Here is a 14,241-nt window from a genome sequence, read left to right as displayed (position 1 = left end):
ACTCTGATTTGTAAAAACTGCACCTGGACGAGGAGTGGCGGTGCCTGAGCCACGGGACATCACCGTTCTCATCGTGGACGACGACCCGGTCGTCACGGCGGCCCTGCACGCGCAGGTGAACAGAGTACTCGGGTTCAGGGTGGTCGGGATCGCGCACACCGGCCAGGCGGCGCTCGCCGCCGCCGGCCGTTTCGCGCCCCGGCTGGTGCTGCTGGACCTGCACCTGCCCGACCTGCCGGGGCTGGAGGTGGCGCACCGGCTGCGCCGGCCCGAGCAGCCGCCCATCGACATCATCGTGATCTCCGGGCGCAAGGAGTCGGCCACGGTACGCGCCGCCATGCAGCGCGGCGCGCTCTACTACCTGGTCAAGCCGACCAGGGCGGGCACGCTCGAGCAGACGCTGCTGCGCTACGCGGCCACGGCCGAGCAACTGGAGTCGGGCGACCGGTTCGCCGAGCAGCAGGAGATCGACCGCATCTTCCGCACGCTCCACCTCGACCAGGGCGCCCGGCCGAAGAGCATCTCGGCGGCGACCGAGCAGGCCGTGCTGGACGCGCTGGCCGCCGTCCCTGAGGACGTGTCGGCGAACGAGCTGGCCGGGATGATCGGCGTCAGCCGCGCCACCGCCCGCCGCTACCTGGAGCATCTGGCCGATCGCGGGCTGCTCGAAGGCCGGCCGAAGTACGGGCCGACCGGGCGCCCCCAGCACCGTTATCGAGTGCGATGAGAGGGCTCAGGGCGCTGCTCGCCGTCCTGCTCTGCCTCACCGCCGCCGGATGCGGGAGCGACAACCCCTTCCCCGAGGGCTCCACGATGGCGCGGATCAGGGAGCGGGGCGTCCTCGTCGTGGGCACCAAGTTCGACCAGCCGATGTTCGGCTACAAGGATCCCGCCAGCGGGCGGATCATCGGCTTCGACGCCGAGATCGCCAGGCTCATCGCGAAGGACCTCACCGGCAGCGAGCGCAACATCCGCTTCGTCGAGACCGTCTCGCGCGAGCGGGAGAACTTCATCTCGCAGAACGTGGTGGACCTCGTCATCGCCACGTACTCGATCACCCCGGCCCGCGCGCAGCTCGTCGCCTTCACCGACCCGTACTACTACGCCGGGCAGGACCTGCTCGTCAGGACGTCCGACACCACCATCAACGACGTGTCGGACCTGGACGGCAAGACCGTGTGCACCGCCACGGGCTCGACGTCCGTCGAGCGGCTGCGCTCCCTGGTGCCCGGCGCCACCCTGGAGATCGTCGACGCCTACAGCATCTGCGTGCCCGCGCTCACGAACGGGCGGGTCGACGCGATCAGCACCGACGACACGATCCTGCTCGGCCTGCTCGACCAGCATCCGGACCAGTTCCGGCTGGTGCTCAAGCCGTTCGGGCGCGAGCCGTACGGGATGGGCGTGCCCAAGCAGGACGTCGCCTTCCGCGACTACCTCAACGGCCTGATCGCCAGCTGGCTGCGCGACGGGCAGTGGGACCGCGCCTACAAGGACACCATCGGGGTCTCCGGAGCGACGTCCGACTCCTCCAGGCCCGGCGACCACCGGCCCTGATCGAACTCAGATCGATCAATCACTGAGCAGAACGCGCACAAGCCTTTCGGTGACACATACGGCTCCTACGGTTACGCCATCGCTGACCGAGACAAGGAGCGTGACGCATGACCGAGGCCGACCTGATCGTCCTGGACCAGGTCAACAAGCGCTACGGCGACCACCATGTGCTCAGAGACGTCAACCTGAACGTCAGGCAGGGCGAGGTCGTCGTGATCATCGGCCCGTCCGGCGCCGGGAAGTCGACTCTGTGCCGGGCGATCAACCGCCTGGAGACGATCGACTCCGGCACGATCACCCTGGACGGTACGCCGCTGCCCGCTGAGGGCAAAGCGCTGGCCAGACTCCGCGCCGAGGTGGGCATGGTGTTCCAGTCCTTCAACCTCTTCGCGCACAAGACCGTCCTGGACAACGTCGTCCTCGGCCAGGTCCACGTGCTGAAGCGGCCGAAGGCGGAGGCCGTGCGCAGGGCCCAGGAACTGCTCGACCGGGTCGGCATCGGCGGCCAGGCCGCCAAGTTCCCCGCCCAGCTCTCCGGCGGGCAGCAGCAGCGGGTGGCCATCGCCCGCGCGCTGGCCATGGACCCCAAGGCGATCCTCTTCGACGAGCCCACCTCGGCCCTCGACCCGGAGATGGTCAACGAGGTGCTCGACGTCATGACCTCGCTGGCCCGCGAGGGCATGACCATGGTGGTCGTCACCCACGAGATGGGCTTCGCCCGGCGCGCGGCCGACCGGGTCGTCTTCATGGCCGAAGGCGAGATCGTCGAGCAGAACACCCCCGACGCGTTCTTCGGAGCCCCGAACAGCGAGCGCGCCCAGTCCTTCCTCGCCAAGATCCTCACTCACTAAGGAGCCGTCATATGTTCGGCAGGTCCCTTTACGCGACCTTCGCGGTGGTCGCGCTCGCCGCCACCGCCACCGCCTGTGGCAGCGCCGAGGCCAGCAACGCCTCGATCGTCGACAAGGCCAAGAACGACAAGAAGCTGGTCGTCGGCGTGAAGGCCGACCAGCCGGGGCTGGGGTTGCGCACGCCCGACGGCAGCTTTGCCGGGTTCGACATCGAGGTCGCCAAGTACGTGGCCAAGCAGCTCGGTGTGGAGGCCAAGGACGTCACGTTCAAGGAGACCGTGTCGGCCAACCGCGAGGCGTTCATCGAGCAGGGCCAGGTGGACATGGTGGTGGCGACGTACTCGATCACCGACGCCAGGAAGCAGAAGGTGTCCTTCGCGGGGCCGTACTTCGTGGCCGGGCAGGCGCTGCTCGTCAGGGCCGACGACACGGCGCTGACCGGGCCCGAGACGCTGAACGGCAAGAAGCTCTGCTCGGTCGCCGGCTCCACCCCGGCGCAGAAGGTCAAGGCGGAGTACTCCAAGGAGGTGCAGCTGCAGGAGGAGCGGACGTACTCGGCGTGCGTGGACCGCGTCCTCGGCGGCCAGCTCGACGCGCTCACCACCGACAACGTCATCCTCGCCGGCTACGCCGCCCAGTACGGGGGCAAGCTCAAGGTGGTCGGCCAGCCGTTCAGCACGGAGAAGTACGGCATCGGGCTGAAGAAGGACGACACGGCCGGGCGCAAGGCGATCAACGACGCGCTGGAGAAGATGTTCTCCGACGGCAGCTGGACGAAGGCGCTGCAGGCCAGCGTCGGCGCCTCCGGCTTCACCCTCCCGCAGGCCCCGCAGCTGGAGCGCTACTGATCCATGGAAGCGCTGCTGTTCGAACGCGACACGATCCTCGCCGCGTTCTGGATGACGATACGGCTGACGGCGGTCAGCGCGCTCGGCTCTCTCGTGCTGGGGACGCTGCTGACCGCCATGCGGGTGGCCCCGCTGGCCTCCCTGCGCGGCGCGGCCAACTTTTACGTGACCATGATGCGCAACACGCCGCTCACGCTGGTGCTGATGTTCACCGGCCTCGGCGTCGGGGCGCAGCTCGGCGTGGAGCTGTCTGACGACATCGCGACCAACAACTTCTGGCTCGCCGTCATCGGGCTGACCGCCTACACCTCGGCGTTCGTCTGCGAGGCCCTGCGGTCGGGGCTCAACACGGTGCCGGTCGGCCAGGCGGAGGCGGCCCGGTCGCTCGGGCTGGGCTTCACGAAGACGCTCGGGCTGATCACGCTGCCGCAGGCGTTCCGCGCCGTGGTGGCGCCGCTGGGCAGCATCATGATCGCGCTGACCAAGAACACCACGATCGCGCTCGTGGTCGGCGTGGGTGAGGCGTCCGTGCGGATGCGGGAGATGATCGAGACGTACGGAGACCAGGTCCTCGAGATCTTCCTCGGCTTCGCCGCCGGGTTCGTGCTGCTGTGCCTGCCGATGGGGCTGCTGTTCGGCTGGCTGTCGCGGCGGATGGCGGTGGCCCGATGAGCTACGCGAACCTTTACGAGCGGCCCGGGCCGCGCGGGATCCGGCGCAACCGGCTGCTGGCGGCGGTCGTCGCGCTCGTGCTGCTGGGGCTGGCGTACGTGGTCTACGTGCGCTTCGACGCCAAGGACCAGTGGGCGGCCGACAAGTGGACGCCGCTGGTGCGCGGGGACGTCTGGGCCACGTTCATCCTGCCGGGGCTGGCCGGGACCATCGGCGCGGCCGTGGTGGGGGTGGTGCTGGCGGGCCTGTTCGGCCTCGTCTTCGCCACCGCCCGGATGTCGGACCACCGGTGGATCCGGGTGCCCGCGGCCGCGGTGGTGGAGTTCTTCAGGTCCGTGCCGCTGCTGCTGCTGATCTTCTTCGCCTTCTTCGGCTCGTACATGCTGATCGGCGTGAACATCTCGGCCTTCGCCGCCGTCGTCTTCGGGCTCACGCTCTACAACGGCTCGGTGATCGCGGAGATCATCCGGGCCGGGGTGCAGAGCCTGCCGCGCGGCCAGTCCGAGGCGGCCTACGCCATAGGCATGCGCAAAGGGCAGGTGATGCGCCTCGTCCTGCTGCCGCAGGCGTTCCGGACCATGATGCCCGCCATCGTCAGCCAGTTCGTGGTGCTGCTGAAGGACTCGGCGCTGGGGCTCATCGTGGGCTTCGACGAGCTGGTGAACCGGGGGTTGAACGGGATCGCCGCCAACTTCAAGAACACCATCCCGGCGGCGATCCTCATCGCGGCCATCTTCATCCTGATCAACCTCTCCCTCGACCGCCTCGCCACCCGGCTCTCCACCCGCCTCGGCACCACCCGCTGACCCGCCACCCCTCCCCTTCAGCCCGGCCCCCGCACGGCCCACCCCCTCGCCGTGCCCGGCCGTCGCGCCCATCGCGCGCCTCGCCCACCGGCGAAGCCCGGGGCGCCCACCCGCGGCCCGGACAGTGAACCCCCGTCCGGGCCGCGCTCCCATCACGGGCCACAGGTCCTCGGGCACCCCCGAAGGGGGACCTCAGCCACGGTCGGAGGGACGGAGACGGCGGCGGAGGGCCGGGAGCCAGGGGGCCGCGGCGAGGGCGGCGAGCAGGATCAACAGTGGCGTCCGCCACCACCACGAGACGGTCGCGGGCGGTGCCGACGGCGGCCGGGCCACCCACGGCCGGGCCGTCTTCGCCCAGGCCAGGAACGCGTCACCGATGGGCAGCAGCCCGAAGGCGTACCGCTTGGTCCAGGGGGTGTCCACGGGCAGCCCCGCCAGCTCCCCGTACCCGGCCAGCGCCGAGGCCAGCGGAGCGTCGGAGTGCGCCTGCGCCGCACCGAGGGTGACCACGGTCGCCGACAGGCTCACCCCGAGCGGCAGCGGCCCGGAGTCCACGTCGGCCGGTCCGTCCACGCCCTCCGGGTACTCGCGCACGGCGGGCCCGAGCCCGAGCGGGGTGGCGACGTACAGCTCGCGGAAGCGCGCGTACTGCTCGGCGGCGAAGGCCGGATCCACGTCCACCAGGAACCGCTGGATCATGCTCTGCGAGCTGCCCCGCGCCACCTCGGCCGGCGCGCCGCCGCCGGGGTCGGCGCGGTGCGGAACCAGCCCGGTACGCGGGTCGAGCCGCCGCCTGACCTCCCGCAGCCAGCGTTCGACGGTCCCGCCGAACCGGGGCGGGAGGATCGCGTCGTGCAGCCGCAGCGACGCCACCGCCACGGTCGAGTCCACCGGCCAGGCCTGCCCCGGGTACGCCGCCAGGTACGGCGAGGCAGACGCGTCGAACGCGGCCCCGAGCGCGGCGGAGTCCTCCGCGAACCGGCGCACCTCGGCCGGATCACGCTGCCCGGCCGGCTCCAGGCTCAGCGCCCCGCCGCGCAGCCAGTTGGACCATCCCCGGTAGAAGACGCCGTAGGGCGGGGTGAGGCCGGGGCTGAAGGGGGCCCGCCCGGCGGGCGAGTCCAGCCGGCTCAGCGCCCAGCGCGCCTCGCGCAGCGCCCGCGACCGTTCGCCCGCCGGCGCGCGCATCCCGAGCTCGACCCAGCTCAGCCCGTACAGGGCGTGCAGGAAGAAGTACCCCTCGGGGAAGAGCGCCTGGGCCTCGTCACCCGCGCCCGCGTCCAGGGCCCCGCGCAGGAACGCCAGCTGCCGCCGCACCCCGGGCGGCTCCCCCGACGTCCCCGCGGTGGCGGGCACGGTCAGCCGTACGACGCCGGCCAGCGCGCACGCGCTCACCACGACGGCGAGGACCAGCCGCGCCCACTTCCATGCCCGGCGGGCGGCTGACGGCTGGGACATCCGACGATCTTAGCCCCGCGAGGGGGAGCCCTGCGGTGGAAGGTCTGATGTGCGTGGTGTTCAGTGGGATCCGTCAGCCGACGACCGCTCGAAAGGACCCCATGCCGCTCTCCCCCGGCCCCTTCACCGGCCGTACCATCACGAGCCTCGCCCAGGACCTGCGCGAAGGCCGGACCACCGCCGTCGAGCTCGTCGAGCAGGCCCTCGAGGCCATCGCCGAGCACGACCCCGCGCTCGGCGCGTTCGTCACCGTGGACGCCGACGGGGCGCTGGCGGCGGCGCGGCGGGCGGACGCCGAGCTGGACACGGGCACCTACCGGGGTCCGCTGCACGGCGTGCCGGTGGGCGTGAAGGACCTCTTCATGGTCGCGGGGCTGCCCGCGACCATGGGTTCGCGGCATTTCGCGGGGTACGTCGCGGACTCCGACGCCGAGTCCGTGACCCGGCTGCGCCGCGCGGGCGCCGTCGTCGTGGGCAAGACGTCCACCCACGAGTTCGCGTACGGCCCCACGGGCGACCGCTCGGCCAACGGCCCCTCGCGCAACCCGTGGGACCCGGAGCGCATGTCGGGCGGCTCCAGCGGCGGCAGCGCGGCGGCCGTGGCGGCGGGCCTGGTGCCGCTCGCGCTCGGCACCGACACGGGCGGTTCCGTCCGCATCCCGGCGGCTCTGTGCGGGATCGCCGGGTTCAAGCCGAGCTATGGGGCGATCTCGGCCGAAGGCGTGTTCCCCCTGGCACGCAGCTTCGACCACGTCGGCGTCCTGGCCGGTGACGAGCAGGACTGCCTGCTCGCCTACCGCTGCCTGGCCTCCGCCCAGTTGCGTGAGGACCCCGGTCCCGCGCGGGTGGCCTGGCTCGATCCGTCCGAGCTGTTCGACGGAGATCCGCGCGTGGTGGACGCGGTACGCGCGACCGCGGAGTCCCGCCTGGCCCGCTCGGGGTTGGAGGAGGTGCGGCTGCGGGCGGGGCTGGGCGAGGAGTTCCGCGAGACGTACACGGTGATCCAGAGCTGCGAGGCGGTGGCCGTGCACGCGGCCCGGATGGCGCAGGCGCCCGAGCTGTTCGACCCCGAGCTGCTCGAACGCCTCCGCACGGCCGCCGAGATACCCGGCTGGCAGTACGTCGCGGCCGTGGCCGCGCGCTCCCGGCTCGCCGAGGCCGCGGCGACGCTGTTCGAACGGCACGACGTGCTGGCGCTGCCCACCGTGCCGATCACCGCCCCGCTGCTCCTGGAGCGCGAGATGGAGGTGGACGGCCGGACCGTCGCCGTGCGGCCCGCGCTGCTGTCCATGACGAGCCTGTGGAACGTGCTGGGCCTGCCCGCGCTGACCGTGCCCGCGGGCACGGTGGACGGGCTGCCGGTGGGGCTGCAGCTCGTGTGCCGCCCGGGGCGCGAGCTGCGGCTCTTCGAGGCGGCCGGCATGGCGTGAAAGCGACCCCGACGCGGGGGCGCGGCGTGGAAGCGCCCCTGAAGGGGCCCGCTAAATCGTCGTGCGCCCGCCCGCGTCGGAGGAGCCCGGGATGGCGGCGGCCAGCTCGGGGATGCGCGCCCGGTAGCCGTCGAGCAGCTTGCGGGCCGTCGCGACCGAGTCGACCAGCGGGTGCAGCGCGAACGCCTCGACCGCCAGCCGGGCCGAGCCGGACCTGGCGGCCTCGATGGCGGCCTGCTCCACGGCCTTCACCTGCTGCACGAGACCGAGGAAGCGGCCCGGCAAGGGGCGGGTGGCCAGCGGCCGGACGCCGGCCCCGTCCACCGCGCACGGGATCTCGACGACCGCGTCCGCGGGCAGGCCGGGCACCGCGGCGCCGTTGCGCACGTTGAGGATCATGGAGGTGGGCTCGCCGCGGGCGATGGCGGCCATGAGGGCCAGGGCGATGCCCTCGTACCCGCCGGCCTCCAGGTCGGCGGCGTCGCGCGCGCCCGCGGCGGTGGGTTCGCGGGCCTCGGCCATGTACGACTCGTCGCGCAGCCTGCGCGCCCTGACCCACTCCGCCAGCGCCTCCTCGGGACGCGCCCGCACGGCGGCGTAGAAGTCGTCCTGCTGCCGGACCAGCGACTCCCCGCGGGTCTGCCCGGAGATCGCGGCCACGGACTCCCGGGTGAAGTAGTAGTAGTACAGGTACTCGTTGGGCAGCGCGCCCAGCGTACGCACCCAGTCGCCGCCGAAGATGCGCGCCTCCTCGACCTGCCGCAGCGCCGCGTCGTCGGCCAGCAGGTCGGGCAGCACGTCGCGCCCCTGATAGGTGAGGCCACGCAGCCAGCCGAGGTGGTTGAGGCCCACGTAGTCGGGCGACACGCGCGCCGGGTCGAGCCCGAGCGCGACGGCGGCCCGGCGGATCAGCCCGATCGGGGAGTCGCAGATGCCGATCACGCGGTCGCCGAGCACGTGCCGCATGGCCTCGGTGATCATGCCGGCGGGGTTGGTGAAGTTGATGACCCACGCCTGGGGCGCGAGCGCGGCCACCCGCTCGGCGACGTGGAGCGCGACCGGGATGGTGCGCAGGCCGTAGGAGATGCCGCCGGGACCGGTCGTCTCCTGGCCGAGCAGGCCCAGGTCGAGCGCGACCCGCTCGTCGGCGGTGCGCCCGGCCAGGCCGCCGACCCGGATGGCGGAGAAGACGAACGAGCTGTCGCGCAGCGCGGTGTCCAGATCGGTGGTGGTCAGGACCTCCGGCGGGTCGTCGTGCCCGGCGGCGAGCTGGCCGAGCACGTGCCGGATGGCCTCCAGCCGGTCCTGCGACACGTCGTACAGAACCACTTGCTCCACACGCGGCTTCGCGGTCTCGCGCAGCAGCGCGCCGTACACGAGCGGGACCCGGAAGCCGCCGCCCCCGAGAACGGCCAGTCTCATCGATACCCTTTCACGTGAGCAGGATCTCGGCGCCCGCGGCGGCGCAGTTGCGCAGCGTCGCCTCGTCGGCGCCCTGGTTGGTGACGATCACGTCGATGTCGTCGGGCCCGCACACCCGCAGCGCGCCGGTGCCCGGGAACTTGTGCCGGTCGACGAGCAGCACCACCTGGCCCGCCGCCGCGATCATGGCGCGCTTCAGCGGCACCTCGGCGAGCGTGGTGTCCACGAGCTGCCCGTCCGGCCGCAGGCCGCTGGCGCCCAGGAAGACGCGGTCGGCGACCACCTGGCTCAGGGCCGCCTCGGTCAGCACCCCGACCAGCGAGTGGTACGGCCGCCGCAGCGCGCCGCCGAGCAGCAGCAGCTCGACCTCCGGGTCGGAGCGCAGCACGTCGAGCACGGCGAGGCTGGAGGTCACCACGGTGACGCGGCGCCCGCGCAGCCGCCGGGCCAGCCGCATCGTCGTCGTGCCGATGTCGAGCAGGACCACGTCGCCGTCGCGGACCAGCTCGGCGGCGCGGACCGCGACCGCCTCCTTGTCCTGCTCGTCCACCGCGGCGACCTCGGCGAACGGCCGGTCGGCGTCGGCGTCGACGCTGACCCCGCTGTCGAGGAGCCCGCCGTCGAGGAGCAGGGCCCCGCCGCGGACGCGCCGCAGCGTGCCGTCGCGGTCGAGCACCTCGAGGTCCCTGCGGATGGTGGACGGGCTCACGCCGAGCTGGCTGGCGAGATCGCTGACACTGGTGGCGCCTGAGAGTCGGACCCGGCGCATGATCTCGGCATGCCTGAGGCGCTGAAGCACGGCGCGAGTGTATCAGTCAAAATCGCGCAGGAGTATGCAGCTTCAGCCAAAAACTCCCAGAAGAAGACTTGAAGTGCGTGAGCAAACATGCAAGATTGCGCAGAGCTGGATACGTGTCGGGGAGGACTCATTCCCGTGTCTAATCAGGTGTACGACCCTCTCGCCGCCGAGCGCACCCCGGACGGGCCGCAGTTCGATGTCTTCCTGGCGGGCACGGTCTTTCTGGACATCATCTTCACCGGTCTGCCCGCGATGCCCGCGGCCGGAACCGAGATCTGGGCCGAGGGCATGGGATCATGCCCCGGCGGCATCGCCAACCTCGCCATCGCGACCAGCCGGCTGGGCCTGCGCACCTCGCTGGCCGCCGCGTTCGGCGACGACGACTACGGCGACTTCTGCTGGCGCACGCTCGAGGAGCAGGAGTCGGTGGACCTGTCCAGGTCGCGGCGGTTCGAGCACTGGCACTCGCCGGTGACGGTCTCCATGGCGGTCGACCGCGACCGCAGCATGGTGACGCACGGCCACCCCTCGCCCATGCCGGCCTCGGAGATGATCGGCAACCCGCCGCGGTCCAAGGCGGTGATCGTGTCGCTGTCCACCGACGATCCGCTCGACTCGCCGGACAGCCCGTGCAACTGGGCCGAGCTGGCGCGCCGCGACGGCGCGCTCATCTTCGCCGACGTGGGCTGGGACCCGTCGGGCTCCTGGTCGGCCTCCTTGCTGGACCAGCTCGCGCTCTGCCACGCGTTCATGCCCAACGCGGTCGAGGCGATGGCCTACACCGGCGCCGACACCCCGCGCGACGCGCTCTACGCGATCGCCGACAAGGTCCCCGTGGCCGTGGTGACCGACGGGGCCAACGGCGCCATGGCCATCGACTCCACCAACGGCGAGGAGGCGTTCGTGCCCGCGCCGCGGGTGACGGCGCTCGACCCGACCGGCGCGGGCGACGTCTTCGGCGCGGGGTTCGTGCTCGGCACGCTGTCGCGCTGGCCGCTGGCCGACCGCCTGGCGTTCGCGCAGCTGTGCGCGGCGCTGGCGGTGCAGCAGTTCGGCGGCTCGCTCGCGGCGCCCGGCTGGGGCGACATCGCCGACTGGTGGCACGAGGTCCGCGACTCGGCCGACCACAGCGGCGCCTACGGCAACTCGCTGGCCCGCCGCTACGCCTTCCTCGACAAGCTGGTGCCCGCCGTGCCGGTGGGTGCCGTGCGCCGCGCGGCCGCGACCATCGCCCGGTACGCCGACGTCGGCCCCAAGGTTCCCACCACGCGGCCGAACCCACCCGAGGACGAGGGCCCCGACACGCCTCGCGTGCCCGCGCAAAAGGAGTAACACCATGAACCCCCCGCTCCGAGCGCTCGCCGTGCTCGCCGCCAGCGCCCTTGCCATCACGGCGTGCGCCCCCGGATCCTCCGCCCCGCCCGCGGCCACCTCCGCGCAGCCCTCCGCCTCCGCGGTGCGCACCGACGCCGCCGCGCTCGGCAACGTCACCCTGACGATCTGGGACCAGGAGGTACGCGGCGGGCAGGCCGCCCAGATGAAGCAGCTCAACGACGCCTTCCAGGCGAAGTACCCGAACATCAAGATCAACCGGGTGAGCCGCTCCTTCGACGACCTCAACACGACCCTGCGCCTGGCCCTGAGCGGCAACGAGCCGCCCGACATCGTGGAGGCCAACAACGGCCGCTCGTCGATGGGCGCGTTCGTCAAGGCCGGGCAGCTGCGCCCGCTGGACGCCTACGCCGAGGCGTACGGGTGGAAGAAGCGCTACCCGCAGTCGGTGCTGCGCTATTCGAGCTACAGCGCCGACGGCAAGACCTTCGGCGAGGGCAACCTGTACGGCCTGCCGCAGGTCGGCGAGGTCGTCGGCATCTTCTTCAACAAGGCCAAGCTGACCAAGCTCGGCCTGCAGCCGCCCGCGACGTGGGCCGACTTCGACGCCGCGCTGGCCAAGGCCAAGGCCGCCGGCGAGGTGCCGATGCAGCTGGGCAACCTCGACAAGTGGCCGGCCATCCACGTGTTCGGCACGGTGCAGAGCCGCGGCGTGCCCGCCGACCAGATCAGCACGCTGGCCTTCGGCCGCAAGGGCGCCTCGTGGAACACGCCGGAGAACACCAAGGCCGCCGAGGAGCTCGTCGGCTGGGTGGACAAGGGCTACTTCAACAAGGGCTTCAACGGCCAGGGCTACGACCCGGCGTGGCAGGCGTTCGGCAAGGGTGAGGGCGTCTTCCTGATCGGGGGCACCTGGCTGCTGGCCGACGTGCAGAAGGCGCTGGGCAAGGACCTGGGCTTCATGCTGCCGCCGGGCGCCACGGCCGGCGCGCCGCCCGTTGCGACCGGCGGGACCGGGCTGCCGTTCGCGATCACGGCCAAGAGCCCCAACCCCGACGCCGCGGCGGCGTACATCGACTTCATCACCAACGCCGACGCGATGAAGGTGCTCACCACCACCGGCAACCTGCCGGTCGCCGACACCGCGCAGCAGAGCGTCCCGGCGGGGCCGCAGCAGGACGTCTTCACCGCGTTCGGCACGGTCACGGCCAAGGACGGGCTGGTGCCGTACCTCGACTACGCCACACCGACGTTCGCCGACACGCTGGGCGCGGCGCTGCAGGACCTGCTGGCCAAGAAGCAGACCCCGCAGGAGTTCCTCGCCACGTTGGAGAAGGACTACAAGACCTTCGTCGAGAGCAACGGGTGAGCCGACCGATGACCGGGGGCCGGCCTCCGGGAGAGCCTCGCCGCGTCGCCTACCTCTACCTGCTGCCGGCCTTCGCCGTCTACGCGGTGTTCCTGCTCTATCCGATCGGGCGCGCGGTGCAGCTGTCGCTGTACGACTGGGACGGGCTGTCGCTCGGCCGCTGGGTCGGCCTGGACAACTACCTCGCGATCGTCTCCGACGAGGGGCTGCGGGCGGCCTTCGGCCACGCGCTGGTGCTGGTCGTGTTCTACGCGGCCGCGCCGCTGGCCATCGGGCTGGGGCTGGCCGCGATCCTCAACCACGCCAAGGTGCGCGGCCTCGGCTTCTTCCGCACGGTCGTGTTCCTGCCGCAGGTGGTCGCCATGGTCGTGGTGGCCGTGGCCTGGCGGCGGGTCTACGCGCCCGACGGCACGCTCAACACCCTGCTCGGCGCGCTCGGGCTCGACTCGCTGACGCGGGGCTGGCTGGGCGACTACACGTTCGCTCTGCCCGCGGTCGGGGTGGTGGGCACGTGGTTCGAGTCCGGGCTGGTGACGGTGCTGCTGCTGGCCGGGATGAGCCGCATCCCCGGCGAGCTGTACGAGGCGGCGCGGCTGGACGGGGCGGGCGCGGTCAGGGAGTTCTTCGCGGTCACGCTGCCGTCGGTGCGCGGGGAGATCGCCGTCGCGCTGACGCTGACCGTGATCGCCGCGCTGCGCACGTTCGACCTGGTGTACGTCACGACGCGCGGCGGGCCGGGCGACTCGACGTCGGTGCCGTCGTACGAGGTCTACCACCGGGCCTTCGGGCTCAGCCAGATCGGCTCGGCCGCGGCCATCGGCGTCACGCTCACCGTGGTCATCTTCGTGATCTCGTTCGGGATCAACCGGTTCGCCGACAGGAGGGTGTCGTGATCTCGCGGGGCGAGCGGGTGGGCAACTACGTGATCCTGTCGGCGTTCGCCGCCTTCGCGCTCTTCCCCATCGTTTCGATCCTGGCCGCCGCGCTCGGCCCCGCCGACAGCGGGGGGACCTCCGGGCTGGGCAACTTCGCGGCGGCGTGGGAGATCGGGCGGTTCGGCACCTACCTCCGCACCAGCCTGGCGGTGTCGTCGTTCGTCGTGGTCGTGAGCGTGGTGCTGTCGATCCTGAGCGGGTACGCGTTCGGCACCATGCGCTTCCGCGGGCAGTCGGTGCTGTTCTACCTGTTCATGCTCGGGATCATGATGCCGAGCGAGGCCATCGCGGTGCCGCTCTACTTCGACCTGCGCTCGCTCGGCCTGATCGACACGTTCTGGTCGGTGGCGCTGCCGCAGGTGGCGCTGTCGGTGGCGTTCGGCACGTTCTGGATGCGGGCCTACTTCCGGGCCTCCAACCGGGCCATCGTCGAGGCCGCCCGCATCGACGGCGCCTCGACGTGGCGCATCCTGTGGCAGGTGCTGGTGCCGCCGGCCCGGCCCGCCGTCGTCACGCTGACCGTGCTGGTCTTCATGTGGACGTGGAACGAGTTCCTCATCCCGCTGATCATGGTCACCAGCGAGTCGCTGCGGACCGCGCCGCTGGGGCTGGCCTTCTTCCAGGGCCAGTACACCTCCGGCTTCACCCTGCTGGCCGCCGGCTCCGTCATCGTCGCGACCCCGGTCGTGATCTTCTACTTGTTCCTCCAGCGTCACTTCGTCCGCGGCCTGCTCCAAGGGGCGGTCCGCGAGTAACTGTTCC

14 protein-coding genes are annotated in these 14,241 nt (G+C 71.8%); 11 read left to right on the top strand and 3 right to left on the bottom strand.

From position 1 onward, the window contains the following. The first annotated feature begins 40 nt into the window (after nucleotides 1-40). The 6 genes from ACWEPL_RS25145 (at nucleotide 41) to ACWEPL_RS25120 (ending at nucleotide 4,734) form a co-directional block, all read left to right on the top strand. The gene (locus ACWEPL_RS25145) at nucleotides 41-727 is read left to right on the top strand and encodes a response regulator (protein WP_350727812.1); all 687 of its coding nucleotides are present in this window, start codon (nucleotides 41-43) and stop codon (nucleotides 725-727) included. Beyond that, entirely contained in the window at nucleotides 724-1,557 is an 834-nt protein-coding gene (locus tag ACWEPL_RS25140) for a glutamate ABC transporter substrate-binding protein (protein WP_452437587.1), read from the top strand. Before ACWEPL_RS25145 ends, ACWEPL_RS25140 begins: the two co-directional genes overlap by 4 nt. Nucleotides 1,558-1,664: 107 nt before the next feature. Next, nucleotides 1,665-2,408 (top strand): amino acid ABC transporter ATP-binding protein, encoded by a 744-nt coding sequence (locus tag ACWEPL_RS25135; RefSeq protein ID WP_350727810.1) that lies wholly within the window; start codon nucleotides 1,665-1,667, stop codon nucleotides 2,406-2,408. 11 nt (nucleotides 2,409-2,419) lie between these two features. Then, nucleotides 2,420-3,256, top strand: coding sequence for a glutamate ABC transporter substrate-binding protein (locus tag ACWEPL_RS25130; protein ID WP_350727809.1), 837 nt, complete (start codon nucleotides 2,420-2,422; stop codon nucleotides 3,254-3,256). Between the two features lie 3 nt (nucleotides 3,257-3,259). After that, nucleotides 3,260-3,928: an amino acid ABC transporter permease gene (locus ACWEPL_RS25125; RefSeq protein ID WP_363974477.1), complete on the top strand. Its 669-nt coding sequence runs from the start codon at nucleotides 3,260-3,262 to the stop codon at nucleotides 3,926-3,928. Beyond that, the gene (locus ACWEPL_RS25120; RefSeq protein ID WP_363974480.1) at nucleotides 3,925-4,734 is read left to right on the top strand and encodes an amino acid ABC transporter permease; all 810 of its coding nucleotides are present in this window, start codon (nucleotides 3,925-3,927) and stop codon (nucleotides 4,732-4,734) included. Before ACWEPL_RS25125 ends, ACWEPL_RS25120 begins: the two co-directional genes overlap by 4 nt. A 192-nt stretch (nucleotides 4,735-4,926) precedes the next feature. On the opposite strand, the gene ACWEPL_RS25115 is transcribed toward ACWEPL_RS25120, so the two are convergent. After that, nucleotides 4,927-6,192, bottom strand: coding sequence for a hypothetical protein (locus ACWEPL_RS25115; RefSeq protein WP_452437586.1), 1,266 nt, complete (start codon nucleotides 6,190-6,192; stop codon nucleotides 4,927-4,929). A 101-nt stretch (nucleotides 6,193-6,293) separates the two neighbouring features. Between ACWEPL_RS25115 and ACWEPL_RS25110 the strand changes: the two genes are divergently transcribed. Further along, nucleotides 6,294-7,622, top strand: a complete 1,329-nt coding sequence (locus ACWEPL_RS25110) for an amidase (RefSeq protein WP_452437585.1) — start codon at nucleotides 6,294-6,296, stop codon at nucleotides 7,620-7,622. A gap of 51 nt (nucleotides 7,623-7,673) precedes the next feature. Here ACWEPL_RS25110 and ACWEPL_RS25105 read toward each other — a convergent pair whose 3' ends face one another. Both ACWEPL_RS25105 and ACWEPL_RS25100 read right to left on the bottom strand, forming a co-directional pair. Continuing rightward, the gene (locus ACWEPL_RS25105) at nucleotides 7,674-9,044 is read right to left on the bottom strand and encodes a 6-phospho-beta-glucosidase (RefSeq protein ID WP_350727804.1); all 1,371 of its coding nucleotides are present in this window, start codon (nucleotides 9,042-9,044) and stop codon (nucleotides 7,674-7,676) included. 10 nt (nucleotides 9,045-9,054) lie between these two features. Continuing rightward, complete coding sequence (locus ACWEPL_RS25100; RefSeq protein WP_350727803.1) at nucleotides 9,055-9,843, bottom strand: DeoR/GlpR family DNA-binding transcription regulator; 789 nt, start codon at nucleotides 9,841-9,843, stop codon at nucleotides 9,055-9,057. 135 nt (nucleotides 9,844-9,978) lie between these two features. On the opposite strand from ACWEPL_RS25100, the gene ACWEPL_RS25095 reads away from it, so the two are divergent. Genes ACWEPL_RS25095 through ACWEPL_RS25080 form a run of 4 tightly spaced genes read left to right on the top strand, consistent with a single transcriptional unit; the run spans nucleotide 9,979 to nucleotide 14,234 of the window. Further along, nucleotides 9,979-11,175, top strand: a complete 1,197-nt coding sequence (locus tag ACWEPL_RS25095; RefSeq protein ID WP_350727802.1) for a carbohydrate kinase family protein — start codon at nucleotides 9,979-9,981, stop codon at nucleotides 11,173-11,175. Nucleotides 11,176-11,179: 4 nt separating this feature from the next. Next, complete coding sequence (locus ACWEPL_RS25090; protein ID WP_452437584.1) at nucleotides 11,180-12,544, top strand: extracellular solute-binding protein; 1,365 nt, start codon at nucleotides 11,180-11,182, stop codon at nucleotides 12,542-12,544. Beyond that, complete coding sequence (locus ACWEPL_RS25085) at nucleotides 12,541-13,437, top strand: carbohydrate ABC transporter permease (RefSeq protein WP_363974495.1); 897 nt, start codon at nucleotides 12,541-12,543, stop codon at nucleotides 13,435-13,437. The genes ACWEPL_RS25090 and ACWEPL_RS25085 overlap by 4 nt, the downstream gene beginning before the upstream one ends. Continuing rightward, complete coding sequence (locus ACWEPL_RS25080) at nucleotides 13,434-14,234, top strand: carbohydrate ABC transporter permease (RefSeq protein WP_363974498.1); 801 nt, start codon at nucleotides 13,434-13,436, stop codon at nucleotides 14,232-14,234. The genes ACWEPL_RS25085 and ACWEPL_RS25080 overlap by 4 nt, the downstream gene beginning before the upstream one ends. Nucleotides 14,235-14,241 lie beyond the last annotated feature (7 nt).

Source organism: Nonomuraea sp. NPDC004186 (assembly GCF_053603495.1).
This window is presented reverse-complemented; position numbering and strand designations above follow the sequence as displayed.